The organism is Curtobacterium sp. MCLR17_036 (genome assembly GCF_003234445.2).
Taxonomy (GTDB): domain Bacteria; phylum Actinomycetota; class Actinomycetes; order Actinomycetales; family Microbacteriaceae; genus Curtobacterium.
This window is the reverse complement of sequence record NZ_CP126269.1, coordinates 2089985-2103868: the sequence shown is the minus strand read 5'-3', so window position 1 is coordinate 2103868 and position 13884 is coordinate 2089985. Positions and strand designations below refer to the sequence as shown.

9 protein-coding genes are annotated in these 13884 nt (G+C 72.0%); all 9 read left to right on the top strand.

The features are described 5' to 3' along the window. Positions 1-30: 30 nt before the first annotated feature. The 9 genes from atpD to DEI99_RS09845 all read left to right on the top strand — a co-directional run bounded on the left by atpD (position 31) and on the right by DEI99_RS09845 (position 13806). Positions 31-1485, top strand: a complete 1455-nt coding sequence (gene atpD / locus DEI99_RS09885) for a F0F1 ATP synthase subunit beta (protein WP_065959250.1) — start codon at positions 31-33, stop codon at positions 1483-1485. A gap of 1 nt (position 1486) precedes the next feature. Beyond that, a complete protein-coding gene (locus tag DEI99_RS09880; RefSeq protein ID WP_071255911.1) occupies positions 1487-1750 on the top strand; it encodes a F0F1 ATP synthase subunit epsilon in 264 nt (87 codons plus the stop codon). Next, entirely contained in the window at positions 1747-2517 is a 771-nt protein-coding gene (locus DEI99_RS09875) for a YaaA family protein (protein WP_349774922.1), read from the top strand. The genes DEI99_RS09880 and DEI99_RS09875 overlap by 4 nt, the downstream gene beginning before the upstream one ends. Positions 2518-2625: 108 nt before the next feature. After that, entirely contained in the window at positions 2626-3183 is a 558-nt protein-coding gene (locus DEI99_RS09870) for a hypothetical protein (protein ID WP_146247125.1), read from the top strand. A 25-nt stretch (positions 3184-3208) separates the two neighbouring features. After that, positions 3209-4501, top strand: coding sequence for an FHA domain-containing protein (locus DEI99_RS09865; RefSeq protein ID WP_146247124.1), 1293 nt, complete (start codon positions 3209-3211; stop codon positions 4499-4501). A gap of 3 nt (positions 4502-4504) precedes the next feature. Beyond that, positions 4505-5326 carry a PP2C family protein-serine/threonine phosphatase gene (locus DEI99_RS09860; protein WP_071255903.1) on the top strand — a complete coding sequence of 274 codons (822 nt, stop codon included), beginning with the start codon at positions 4505-4507 and terminating at the stop codon, positions 5324-5326. Between the two features lie 131 nt (positions 5327-5457). Then, complete coding sequence (locus DEI99_RS09855; protein ID WP_111042058.1) at positions 5458-6870, top strand: serine/threonine-protein kinase; 1413 nt, start codon at positions 5458-5460, stop codon at positions 6868-6870. Further along, positions 6867-12749 carry an Ig-like domain-containing protein gene (locus DEI99_RS09850; RefSeq protein WP_284180793.1) on the top strand — a complete coding sequence of 1961 codons (5883 nt, stop codon included), beginning with the start codon at positions 6867-6869 and terminating at the stop codon, positions 12747-12749. The genes DEI99_RS09855 and DEI99_RS09850 overlap by 4 nt, the downstream gene beginning before the upstream one ends. Before the next feature lie 85 nt (positions 12750-12834). Further along, positions 12835-13806: an AAA family ATPase gene (locus DEI99_RS09845; protein WP_071255898.1), complete on the top strand. Its 972-nt coding sequence runs from the start codon at positions 12835-12837 to the stop codon at positions 13804-13806. The last annotated feature ends 78 nt before the right edge of the window (positions 13807-13884 follow it).

The following is a 13884-nucleotide window of genomic DNA, read 5'->3' as shown; positions in this document are numbered from 1 at the left end:
CAGATACCCACCCTCAGGAAGGCACCAGCCATGACCGACACCGCAACCACCGCGGTCGAGACGTCGTCGGCGCCCGGTGTCGGCCGGATCGCCCGTGTCACGGGCCCCGTCGTCGACATCGAGTTCCCCCACGACGCAATCCCGGAGATGTACAACCTCCTGTTCACGACCATCACCATCGGTGACTCGTCGCAGGAGATCGGCCTCGAGGTCGCGCAGCACCTCGGCGACGACCTCGTCCGCGCCATCTCCCTGAAGCCGACCGACGGTCTGGTCCGTGGCCAGGAGGTCCGTGACTCGGGCGCTCCGATCTCGGTCCCCGTCGGCGACGTCACCAAGGGCAAGGTCTTCGACGTCCTCGGCAACGTGCTCAACACGGACGAGAAGCTCGAGATCACCGAGCGCTGGCCGATCCACCGCAAGGCCCCGGCCTTCGACCAGCTCGAGTCCAAGACCTCGATGTTCGAGACCGGCATCAAGTCCATCGACCTCCTCACCCCGTACGTGCAGGGTGGCAAGATCGGCCTCTTCGGTGGTGCGGGCGTCGGCAAGACCGTCCTCATCCAGGAGATGATCCAGCGCGTCGCGCAGGACCACGGCGGTGTGTCGGTGTTCGCCGGTGTCGGTGAGCGCACCCGTGAGGGCAACGACCTCATCGGTGAGATGGAAGAGGCGGGTGTCTTCGACAAGACGGCCCTCGTGTTCGGCCAGATGGACGAGCCGCCGGGAACGCGTCTGCGCGTGGCCCTGTCGGCGCTGACGATGGCGGAGTACTTCCGCGATGTCCAGAAGCAGGACGTGCTCCTCTTCATCGACAACATCTTCCGCTTCACGCAGGCCGGTTCCGAGGTCTCGACGCTGCTCGGCCGCATGCCGTCCGCGGTGGGCTACCAGCCGAACCTCGCCGACGAGATGGGTGTGCTCCAGGAGCGCATCACCTCGACGCGTGGTCACTCGATCACCTCGCTGCAGGCGATCTACGTGCCGGCCGACGACTACACCGACCCGGCTCCGGCCACCACGTTCGCGCACCTCGACGCGACGACCGAGCTCTCGCGTGAGATCGCGTCGCAGGGTCTGTACCCGGCAATCGACCCGCTGACCTCGACGTCCCGCATCATGGACCCGCGGTACCTGGGCGCCGACCACTACGAGACGGCCACGCGCGTCAAGCAGATCCTCCAGAAGAACAAGGAGCTGCAGGAGATCATCGCCATCCTCGGTGTCGACGAGCTCTCCGAAGAGGACAAGATCACGGTCGAGCGCGCTCGTCGGATCCAGCAGTTCCTCTCGCAGAACACCTACATGGCGAAGAAGTTCACGGGTGTCGAGGGCTCCACGGTGCCGCTCAAGGACACCATCGAGTCCTTCCGCGCCATCGCGGACGGCGAGTTCGACCACGTCGCGACGCAGGCGTTCTTCAACGTCGGTGGCATCAACGACGTGGAAGAGAAGTGGGCGCAGATCCAGAAGGAGAACCGCTGACATGGCGGGTCTCAGCGTGAGCGTCGTCTCGGCCGACCGCGAGGTCTGGTCGGGCGACACCACCATGGTCGTCGCACGGACGACAGAGGGTCAGATCGGCATCCTCGCCGGGCACGAGCCGATGCTCGCGATCCTGGCGCAGGGTCAGGTCCGCATCACGCGGGCCGACGGGTCGACCGTCACGGTCGACGCCGAGGACGGCTTCCTGTCGGTCGAGCACGACACGGTGACGATCGTCGCGCGGCAGGCCGCGCTGGCGTCCTGACCGGACTGACCGTCCTCCTCCCGCCTTCGGAGACGAAGCGGGAGGGCGGGGACCGGACCCGCACGCTCGACCTGCGTGCGTTGTCCTTCCCGGAACTGATCGGCGAGCGGGCCGCGGTGATCACCGCGGCCCGCTCCGTCAGTTCCGAGGAGTCCTCTGCCCGGACGGCGTTGAAGCTCGGCCCGAAGTCCGTCGGGGAGCGCTTGCGCAACCTCGAGCTCGAGACCTCCGGGACGATGCCGGCGATCGAGCGCTACACCGGTGTGCTCTACGACCCGCTCGGGGCCGTCGACGCAGCCGAGGCCACTCGGAACTGGTGGGCGGAGCACGTGGTCGTCCAGTCCGCGATGTTCGGCCCGATCGGTGCAGGTGACCGGATCCCCGCGTACCGGTTGTCGCACGACTCGCGCCTGGGCGCGCTCCGGCTGGCCACGCACTGGCCCGCCGCCTCGAGCCGTGCACTCGTGCAGCGTGGTGACGGTCTCGTGCTCGACCTCCGGTCGGAGGGCTACCGCAAGCTCGGTCCGGTCCCGGGCGCCGTCGCACCCCGCGTCGTGAGCGTCGACGGGACGCGTCGGCGTCGGGCGCTCAACCACTGGAACAAGACCGCGAAGGGCCGTCTCGTCGCGTTGCTCGGACGCACCGCCGCTGCGGTCGCGTCGATGGACGACCTGGTCGACTGGGCTGCCGGCAACGGGGTCGTCCTCGAGCGCGGCGCCGACGGGTGGGACCTGGTCGCCGAGAGCCTGGAGCCCGTCGCCGCCTGACGGCGGGCACCAAGGTCGGTCCTCCACAGGCTCCGTCAGCGTGGCGGCCGTCCACAGACGGTCCGGGTGGGCCGGTCGGGAGGCGCGGATCACGCTTCGATGGCGTGCATGATCCCTCTCACGGCTCGATCCGACCACGACTCCGCAGTGCGGTTCCCTCGCGAGATCGCGGCTGCGGTGACCCTCCCCGCCGCGGCCGCAGCGCTCGTCGCGCCCGGCGACGGCCCGCTGCGTGCGACCGCGGCGACGGCCGTCGTCACGGCGTGCGGCGCGCTCGCGACCCGGATGGCCCTGGTGGACTTCCTGGCCGCCCCCGGTGTGCGTGACCCTCGGACGCTCCGGGCCTTCGACCCCTTCCACGACGACACACCGCCGGCGCTCTCCGGGATCGGTCCGCGGCCCTCGCGCTCCCGTCTGCGGACGGCGGGGGACCGGTGCGTCGAGGCCTGGCGGACCTGGCACGTGCAGGACGGCCCGGCCGACGGCACGGCTGGAGCGGCCGGTGCGCTGGCCCTCGCAGCCTGGTGCGCCTGGGCGCTGGGGTCGGCGGCCCGCGCCGAGACCCGGGCGCGGTACGCGCTCGACGTCCGTGACGACGACGCGCTGGCCGGACTCGTGCTGCGTTCGGTGCTCGCGGACAGCCGTCCGACGTGGTCGCCGCGGTGATGCGGGGTCGACAGGATCGTCTACGGTGGACGCAACCACTTGGGAAGGGCTCCGGTTGCGCGACGACGACGACGGCTTCGAGGACATCGAGGACACCGTCATCCGGCGACCCCGTGCGGCGCTCAGCAGCGACCGCGTCGCAGCGGCACTCGACGACACCGTCATCCGCGGCCGTACCGACGACGGCGCCGCGGTCGACGACACGGTCGTCCGGCCCGGGCCCTCGGTCCCTGCGATGCCCGGGGCGTCGGCAGGCGTCGATGACGATGTGCTCGGCGACACGGTCCTCCGGCCGGCGTTGGGGCTCCGACCGGTGTCCGGCTCCTCGGACGGCGTCGACGGGGACGCCCTCGGCGACACGGTCCTCCGGCCGGTGTCGCATGTGCGACCGGCGCCCGGCCCGTCCGACGACGTCGACGGCGACCCCCTCGGCGACACGGTCCTCCGACCGGCGTCCGCGCTGCCGCCGCTGCCGCCGCTGCCGCCGCAACCCGGTGCGTCGGACGGCGTCGACGACCCGCACGGGGACACGGTCGTCCGCCGCCTGCCTCCGGTGCCCGGTGCGTCGCCCGACGCGCACGACGACCCGTTCGGCGACACGGTCATCCGGCCCCTGCCGCCCGTCCCGGGCCTCGGCGTCGGCGGTGCGCCGGCCCGGGGCGCACCCGATGCGGCGGACAGCGACGCAACGGGCACCAACGCGACGGACACTGACGCGACGGACACCGACGCGACGGACACGGACGCGACGGACACCGACGCGGCGGACACCGATGCCGAGGCCACGGTCGTCCGCGCCCCGGGCCGACCACCCACGCGACCGGGCGCCGCCGGCGGAGCCGCACCGGGCCTCCCGTCCGCTCCGACGGAACGCACGGCGAAGGTGCCGTCGATCCGGATCGGCGACCAGCTCTTCCGCCTCGACCACCCCGTGGTCATCGGACGACGGCCGTCGCTGCCGCGGATCACCCGCGGGCCGGAACCCGAGCTGGTGACCGTGCGCTCCGTGCACGGGCAGGTCTCGTCGTCGCACGTCCGACTGCACGCCGAGGGCGAGGCCGTCGTCGTGCAGGACCTCCGGTCGACGAACGGCACCGTCGTCCGTCCGGCCGGCGCACCCGCGTACCGCATGCCGTCGGGTGCGTCGATCGTCGCGCTGACGGGTACGGTAGTCGAGATCGGTGACGGCAACGCCATCGAGGTCCTCTCGCCGTACCTCCGGGTCGCACCGACGGCGGACGGGTCCGCTCCGGTTCCCCCGTGGCCCTCCGATCAGCAAGCACACGGCACGCCCCGACCCACCAGAGAGCGATCCTGACACGTGACCGAACTCGGCCGAGCAGCCACTGCGCACGCCATCGACGTCCCCGGTGCCGACGGCGCCACCCTCACCCTGTCGTGGGGAGCCTCGACCGACGTCGGGAGACGGCGTGACCACAACGAGGACAGCTACATCGTCGGTGCCCCCTTCTTCGTCGTCGCGGACGGCATGGGCGGTCACCTGGCCGGTGACCGGGCGAGCGACGCCGTGGTGCGGCGCCTCGAGCAGGTGACGACCGACCCGTTCACGACGCGGCAGGGCATCCAGCGGGCGTTGCTCCTGGCGACCGCCGACATCGAGCGGGCCGCGGGCGGCAACGCCATCGGCGCGGGGACGACCGTCACCGGCATCGCCCTCGTGGCCTCGCTCGGGCAGCCCGCCGCGCTGGTGTTCAACGTCGGCGACTCCCGGACCTACCGCATCGAGGGCGGCGTGCTCCGTCGCGTCACGGTCGACCACTCGGTCGTGCAGGAGATGGTGGACGCCGGTCTGCTCCGCGCCGAGGACGCCGAACGACACCCCGACAGCAACGTCATCACCCGCGCGGTGGGCTTCGGCGAACCGCCGGCACCCGACTGGTGGACGCTCCCGCTGCGGGCCGGCGATCGCTACATCGTGTGCTCGGACGGGCTCACCAAGGAGCTCGGCGACGCCGGCATCGCGCGGATCGCAGCCCGCGAATCCGACGCGCAGCAGCTCGCGGAGCGCCTGGTCGGCGACGCGGTCGTCGCCGGGGGACGCGACAACGTCACGGTGGTCGTCCTGCAGGTCGACGGTGCCCCCGACGACGGTGACCTCGAGGACACGCTGCCCCGGCACTGACCGTCCCCCGAACTGGGGGACCGCGCCCGCCCACGGCCCACCGGCGCGCGGCGACCCGTCCACGAACGGTTCGTACAATGAGCAGGGCCACGACGAGACACGCGGCCACCCGGCCCGGGGAGGAGAGGACGATGGCGCGACGCCTGCCGTCCAACCCGCCCGTCATCGGCGGCTTCAGCCCCGTGCACGTGCTCGGCTCCGGTGGCTTCGCCGACGTCTTCCTGTACGAGCAGGACATGCCGCGCCGACAGGTCGCCGTGAAGGTGCTCCTCGACGAGGTCGTCGACGACCGCGTGCGGCAGATGTTCCAGGCCGAGGCGAACCTCATGGCCCGGCTCAGCACGCACCCGTCGATCCTCACCGTCTTCCAGGCGAGCGTGGCCGCGGACGGCCGCCCGTACCTCGTCATGGAGCTCTGCTCGTCCTCGCTCAGCGAGCGGTACCGACGTGAGCCGATCCCGGTGTCCGAGGTCCTGTCCATCGGCATCCGCATCGGGTCGGCGCTCGAGACGGCGCACCGCGAGGGTGTGCTGCACCGGGACATCAAGCCCTCGAACATCCTGCTCACGGCGTACGGCAACCCGGTGCTGTCCGACTTCGGCATCGCCGCGACCATCGGCGGGACCGACCCCGACGAACCGGTCGGCATGTCCATCCCGTGGTCGGCGCCCGAGGTGCTCATCGACGAGTCCCGCGGCACGATCCAGTCCGAGGTCTACTCCCTCGCCGCCACCGTCTACTCGTTGCTCGCCGGCCGCAGCCCGTTCGAGATCCGCGGCGGCAAGAACGGCGCGAACGACCTGATGCACCGGATCGACAAGGGCGGCGTCAAGCCGACGGGACGCACCGACGTGCCGCCGTCGCTCGAGCGGCTGCTCGCGACGGCCCTGTCCCGCAAGGCGCAGGCGCGCCCCGCGACGGTCATCGAGTTCGTCCGCGGCCTGCAGCAGGTCGAGGCCGAGCTCGGGATCCCGCAGACCCCTGCCGACGTCGCGGTCGAGGCGTGGGCGGTGGCGTCGCCGACGCCCGCCGGTGAACGCACGACGGTGCGGCAACTGCAGGCACCCGCACGGGTCGGCGGTCGGCGTCGCACCCGTCGTCCGGTCCAGGGCGGGATGGTCGCCGGTGGCGCGCAGAGCGTCGGGACCGTGCACCGGACCGGTTCCGTCACCCGCACCCGTCGCCGCACGCGCTCGACGCTCCTCTGGGCGACGTCGCTCACCGTCGTGGTCGTCGCGGCCCTCGCCGTCGCGACGGTCGTCGTGGTCAGCCGTCTCGGCACCGGGGCGATCCCGGTCGTGGCCGACGTGCGGGCATCGACCTCGGCCAGTGCGGTCTCGTTCTCGTGGGCCGACCCGGGCCTGCGCACCGGTGACACGTACGTCATCTCGTCGAACGGGTCCTCGAGCCAGCAGTCCGGCACGACGTTCGTCGTCTCGGGGGAGCGTGGCGAGGAGCAGTGCATCGCGGTCGCCGTGAACCGCGACGGCAAGACCGGCGCAGCGAGTGCGCAGAAGTGCGCGACGATCGGGAGCGCCGGGTGATCCGCGCGCTCCTCGCGAAGCACCGATCGGCCGCCGTCACCACGGGTGTGTCCGTGCTCGTCGCCGCCGTGGTCGCCGGCACCGCGATCGTCTCGACCGGCTACCACACGCAGCGCGTGGACCTCGGCGACGGGACGGTCTGGGTGCCCTCGGCCGAGTACGGCGCGGTCGGTCGTGCGAACACCCAGGTGCTGCAGCTCAACACGGCCGTCGAGACCGCGAGCGACGACCTCTCGGTCCTGCAACGCGGCTCCACCGTCTACAGCGTCGACGAGACCAAGGGCACCGTCGCGAAGGTCGACGTCGCGGCCGCCACGGTCGGCGACGCCGTCACCCTGCCCGCCGGTTCGCCACAGGTCTTCCTGGCCGGGGACACCGCCGTCATCGGCAACGCCGAGACCGGCGAGCTCTGGGCGACACCGGCCGACCAGCTCGAGGAGTTCGACGCCTCCACCAAGGCCGACCTGACGCTCGGCGCCGACACCGTGTTCGACGCCTCGGACGACCACGTCGCCGTCTACTCGGCGAAGACCGGCACCGCCTCGCTCGTCGACATCGGTGCGACCCTGACCGTCGACCGCCGTTGGAAGGTCGACGCCGGTCGCGGCGACGACTTCCAGGTCGCCGCCTTCGGGTCGCACCTCGCCGTGCTCGACCGCACGAGCGGCACCCTGACGGTGGACGGCGACGCGGTCGACCTCGGCGACCGCGTGGGCTCGTCCCCGGCGCTGCAGCGGTCGTCGGACGCCGGCTCGGACGTCACGGTGGCCGGGACGGCCGGCCTGGCCCGGGTCACACCGTCCGGGCGGGTCGACGGCACGCCGCTGGCCGTGTCCGGCCGAGCCGCGCGGCCCTACGTCGACGGCAGCTGCACCTACGCCGCGTGGGCCGGCGGTCAGGCCGTGGACACCTGCGACGGCCGCGCGCTCCAGCGCCTGGCGAGCACCGGTGGGACGAGCGAGATGCAGATCCTCCACAACGGTCGGACGGTCGTCGCCAACGACCCGTCGAGCGGCCGGTCGTGGGCGATCGACCGCAGCGGGCAGCTCATCGACAACTGGTCCGACCTCGTCGAGCAGGACGACCAGAAGCAGCGCGAGCAGGTCTCCGACGAGGACCCCGAGGTCGACAAGGACCAGAAGCCGCCGGTGGCGGTGGACGACGAGCTGGGCGCTCGTCCGGGACGCACCACGAGCCTCCCGGTCCTGCTCAACGACTACGACCCGAACGGCGACCCGATCGTGGTGAGCGAGGTCGGACGGCTCTCGGACTCCGCCGGCCGCGTCGCGATCGTCGGCGACGGCCAACGTCTGCAGGTGACGCTGTCGTCGCGTGCCTCCGGGACCGTGTCGTTCCAGTACACGATCACCGACGGCAACGGCGGTTCCGACACCGCGACCGTCCGCGTCAGCGTCCGGCCCGAGTCGCAGAACGAGGCTCCGCGCCAGGTGCGCGACACCTCGGCGGACGTCGTGCAGAACGGGCACGTCGTGACGAACGTGCTCGGCGACTGGGTCGACCCCGACGGCGACCCCGTCTACCTCGAGTCGGCGACGGCGTCCGACCGCGACAACGCGTCGACCACGCCGGACGGCCTGCTCGACTACCGCAACGACAGCGGCAGGACCGGCGAGCGGTCGGTGCAGGTCGTCGTCAGCGACGGGCGTGCGGACGGCCGCGGCTCGGCGACGATGCGGGTCGCGAAGCAGGGCAGCGTGCCGCTCCGCGCCGACCCCTTCCCGGTGAGCGGGTACGCGGGCAAGGCGTTCAGCGTCGACCCGCTCGACCACGTGCGCGGCGGCAACGGCACCGTGACCCTCACCAGCGTGTCCTCGGCGTCCGGTCTGACGGTGACCCCGAGCTACGACGCCGGCACCTTCCGCGTGCTCGGCGCCGGTGCGGGTGACCACCAGCTCGAGTACACGGTGACCGACGGTGTGAAGACGTCGAGCGGCATCGTGCGGGTGACGATCCTCGCGCCGCCGGACGCCTCGACCGCCCCCATCACGACACCGAAGACGGTGTTCGTGAACACGCTGTCGACGAAGGACACCGACGTCACCGCGACCGACATCGACCCGGCCGGCGGCGTGCTCATGGTGAGCGCCATCGACGCGCCGCAGCGGTCGAGCGGCGTGCAGGCGAGCATCCTCGACCAGCACACCGTGCGCATCACCCTGACGGCGCCGCTCGACGGGCCGGTGTCCTTCGAGTACACCGAGACGAACGGCCTGGCGTCGTCCACCGGCACGATCACCGTCGTCGAGATCCCCCGACCGGACCGCATCCAGCCGCCGGTGGCGCAGCCCGACAGCAGCACGGTCCGGGTGGGCGACGTCGCGAACATCGCCGTCCTCGACAACGACACCCAGCCCGAGGGCGAGCCGCTGACGCTCGAGCCGGACCTGGTGCAGAACGTGCCCGGCGACGGCGGTCTGCTCTTCGTCTCCGGCGACCACCTGCGCTACCTGGCCCCGAAGACCCCCGGCAACTACACGGCCGTGTACCGCGTCGCCGGTCCGGACGGCCAGCACGCCGATGCGTCCGTCTCGATCTCGGTCCGCGAGCGCGACGCCGCCACGAACAACCCGCCGGTCCCGCCGACGGTGACCGCGCGCGTCGTCGCGGGGTCCTCGGTGCGGGTGTCGATCCCGCTGAACGGCGTCGACCCGGACGGCGACTCGGTGCAGCTCGTCGGCGTCGGGTCCAACCCGGACAAGGGCTCGGTGAGCGACGTCTCGAAGGACTCGCTGACCTACCAGGCGGGTGACTACTCGGCCGGCACCGACGAGTTCACCTACACGGTCGTCGACGCACTCGGCGCCCGTGCGAGCGGAACCGTGCGCGTCGGGATCGCGCCGCGCGCCGAGCAGGCGTCGAACCCCGTCGCCCAGGCCGACCACGTGACCATCCGTCCCGGCGGGTCGGTGACCGTCCGGGTGATGCAGAACGACTCCGACCCCGAGGGCGGGCAGCTCACCGTCACCGCGGCGGAGCCCACCGCCGACGACGTCGCGGCGAAGATCCTGCGGAAGCAGCAGATCCGGGTGACCCCGCCGAAGACGGCGAAGTCCGGCGACTACGCCGTGCTGTACACGGTCACCAACAGCAGCGGCGGTTCGAGCACGGCGTTCCTGACCGTCACGGTGGACGAGGACGCCCAGCCGCTGCGACCCGAGGTGGACGACACCACGCTCGACCTGCAGGACATCCTGCACCGCCAGACCGTGACGGTCGACGTGCTCGAGAACGTCTTCTTCGCCGAGGGCACCTCGGCCGACCTCCGGGTGGGGCTGGTCGACGGCTACGGCGACACCGCCCGCACCACGGACGACGACCGGATCACCGTCCGGCTCACCGACGACTCGCAGGTGATCCCGTTCTCGGTGGCCCGGGTCGACCACCCGGACATCGTGTCCTACGGCTTCATCAACGTGCCGGGCTTCGACGACGCACTGCCGCAGATCAACCGCAGCGCGGGGTCGATCACGGTGAAGAGCGAGGCGACCGTGCGGATCCCGCTCGACGACTTCGTGGTGACCGCGAACGGCAAGACCGCGACGATCACCGACCGCGGTACGGTCAAGGCGACCCACGCGAACGGGCAGCGCCTGGTCGTCGACTCGTCGACCCTGCAGTTCACGTCGTCGAAGCTGTACTACGGCAACGCCTCCATCTCGTTCGAGGTCACGGACGGCTCGTCGGCGAACGGCGGCAAGGGACGCGTCGCGACCCTCGTGCTGCCCATCACCGTGACGCCCCGGTCGAACCAGCCGCCGGCGTTCACCGGCTCCGCCGTCGAGATGCAGCCGGGGGAGCGCCGCACCATCGACCTGACGAAGCTCACCGACTACCCGTACCCGCGGGACCTGCCCGAGCTGCGGTACTCGGTCGTCGGGCGTCCGGCGGACGGCGTCACCGCGAGCATCGCGAAGCAGCGGCTGACCATCGCCGTCGCCGACACGGCCAAGAAGAACACGACGGCCGCCATCGGGGTGGGCGTGACCGACGACGCGAACGCCGGGCGCGCGGGGACCGTCACGGTCGGCATCGTCGGGTCGACCCGACCGCTCGTCCAGCCGGGCGCGGACCGGTCCGTCACGAAGCGCGGCGCGACGACCACCATCGACGTCCTGACGAACGACCAGCCGACCAACCCGTTCCCCGGGCAGCGGCTGCGCGTGGTGAACATCCGCGGTCTGTCCGGCGGCCTGCCGAGCGGTGTGACCGTCACACCGAGCGAGGACCGCTCCCGGCTCCAGGTCCGTGTCTCGGACACGGCGAAGCCCGTCGACGCGCACCTGCAGTACCAGGTCGCAGACGCGACGAACGACCCGAACCGGTACGTCTGGGGCGACGTCACGATCTCGGTGCAGGACGTCCCCGACGCCCCCGGCACGCCGACCCGCACGGGGTCGTACGACGGTGGCCAGCTCTCGCTCACCTGGGCCGCACCGCAGGGCAACAACTCGCCGATCACGGGCTACCGCGTCGTCGGGACGAACGGGCTCACGAAGAACTGCGGGACGTCGACGGTCTGCCAGCTGACCGGGATCGACCCGAAGGCGTCGTACCGCTTCCAGGTCGTCGCGACGAACGCCATCGGCGACTCGAAGCCGTCGGCGCGGTCCGTCTCGATGAGCGCCGACTACGTGCCGGCGCCGCCGAAGAACATCACGGTCTCACCGAGCAAGAGCACCCCGAACCAGCTCGACGTCGCATGGACGCCGGTGCCAGCACCGAAGGGCGGCAGCGCGGTCGACGACTACGTCGTGACGGTCAAGGGGCCGGGCCTGTCCACGATGCGCCGCACCGGGACCGCGACGAGCACCTCGTTCACCGGCGCCGAGAGCGGTGCGAAGTACTCCGTCTCGGTCTCCGCGCGCAACGACGCGGACCGCAACGGCACCGTGGTGCAGTGGAACTCCGGCTCGGGGTCGGGCACGGCGGTCGGGACGCCCGGCAAGCCGTCGAACGTGCAGGCCGAGGCCGGTGCACAGGCGGACGAGTCCGGTCGGTCGACGGTGAACGTCACCTGGGGTCCGGCGGACGCCGCCGGGGGATCGGGGCTGCGGTACGCGGCGTACCGCTCCGCCGACGTCGACTGCAAGGCGCCGCCGTCGAACTCGCTCGGCACCAGCAGCCCGGCTCGGGACTCCGGGGTCGGCGCCGGGACCACGCGGTACGCGGTGACCGTCTCGAACGGCTACTTCTGCAACGTGGCGTACGCAGACGCGGTGACGTACGAACGCCCGACCGCCACCGGGCGCGCCGGCGTCGACGTGACGAAGGTCGGGACGAACACGTGGAACGTCAGCGTCACCGCGTCGTCCCGTGACGCGCACCACTACCAGCTCGAGACCGGCGGCCAGACGGTGTCGTTGCGACCAGGCGAGACGTGGACCGGTGTCCCCGGCTCGGGTGCGCGCAACGTCGCCGTGCAGCTGCTCGTCCGCGCCTGCGGTGGGCCCGGCAGCTCGTTCTGCACGAGCGACGACCAGTCCTGGACGGGGACGGCTGCCGCGTACGACACGACCGCGACCGTCACCTCGGCGCAGGAGGGACAGCCGCTCGGGGTCACCGGGCCGAGCGGTACCGGCGTCGGTGTGCACTTCACGGCGTACTGGTACCTCGACGAAGAGGGCACCGTCCCCGCCCTGCCGCGGTCTGCGGGATGGAACGCGGGCGAGGCGACCCCGACCCCGCTCTCGTACGCGAAGTCCGTGAAGGTGCGTGCGACACTGACGCTCGCGGACGGGTCGAACGAGGCCATCGGCGATGCATCGGAGGCGTTCCCGATCACGCCGGCACCCGAACCGGAGCCCGACCCCGAGCCCGCCCCGTCCGACCCCGTCCCGTCCGATCCCGCGGCCCCCTGACCCCCAGCCTTGACCCGCGGCCCCGACCCGCGGCCAGCCCGACCGCCCCACCGCCCGCACGCCACCAACGAAGGACCGACCCCGCATGAGCATGACCCCGGAGCAGGCCACCTGGTTCGCCGACGTCGCCGGCCGCATCGTGACCAACGTCGAGCAGGTGCTCCTCGGGAAGACGTTCGTGATCCGCCTCGCGGTCACGGCGATGCTCAGCGAGGGCCACCTGCTGCTCGAGGACGTCCCCGGAACCGGCAAGACCAGCCTCGCCCGGGCGATGGCGCAGAGCGTGCAGGGCACGACGAACCGGATCCAGTTCACGCCGGACCTGCTGCCCGGCGACATCACGGGCATCAGTGTGTACGACCAGCGCACCCAGGAGTTCGACTTCCACCGCGGGCCGGTGTTCGCGAACATCGTGCTCGCCGACGAGATCAACCGGGCGAGCCCGAAGACCCAGTCCGCCCTGCTCGAGGCGATGGAGGAGTCCGCGATCACCGTCGACGGCGTGAACCACCGGCTCGCCGCCCCGTTCATGGTCATCGCCACGCAGAACCCCGTCGAGCAGGCCGGCACGTACCGTCTGCCCGAGGCGCAGCTCGACCGCTTCCTCATGAAGACCTCGATCGGCTACCCGGACCACGCCGCGACGGTGAAGATCCTCGAGACGTCCTCGGCACCCTCGGCCTCGGTGCCGCTCGCGAGCGTCGTCCCCGCGGCGACGATCACCGAGATGGCCGCGCTCGCCCGCTCGGTGCACGTCGACGCCGTGATCGCCGACTACGTGGCACGGCTCGTCGACGCCACCCGCTCGGCCAGCGAGGTCCGCCTCGGCGTCAGCGTGCGTGGCGCGATGGGCCTCATCCGGGCCGCCCGGGTGTTCGCGGCGCTGAACGGCCGTCACTACGTCACGCCGGACGACGTCAAGGCCCTCGCCGTGCCCGTGCTCGCGCACCGGCTCGTGCTCGACGCCGAGGCCGAGTTCGACGGCGTCAGCTCGCCGAGCGTGATCGCGCAGCTCCTGGTCGAGACCCCGCCGCCGGCCGACCGGGTCACGACGTGACGGACCGCCGGCCCGTCTCCACGCGCTCGCGCCGCCCGTCCTCGACGCGGTCGCGTCGCGGGACGACGGCGTACGAGC

Bases quoted from the DNA above. Each gene is read 5' to 3' on its own strand.
- atpD (WP_065959250.1), top strand. From the start codon at position 31: ATGACCGACACCGCAACCACCGCGGTCGAGACGTCGTCGGCGCCCGGT.
- DEI99_RS09880 (WP_071255911.1), top strand. From the start codon at position 1,487: ATGGCGGGTCTCAGCGTGAGCGTCGTCTCGGCCGACCGCGAGGTCTGG.
- DEI99_RS09870 (WP_146247125.1), top strand. From the start codon at position 2,626: ATGATCCCTCTCACGGCTCGATCCGACCACGACTCCGCAGTGCGGTTC.
- DEI99_RS09855 (WP_111042058.1), top strand. From the start codon at position 5,458: ATGGCGCGACGCCTGCCGTCCAACCCGCCCGTCATCGGCGGCTTCAGC.
- DEI99_RS09845 (WP_071255898.1), top strand. From the start codon at position 12,835: ATGAGCATGACCCCGGAGCAGGCCACCTGGTTCGCCGACGTCGCCGGC.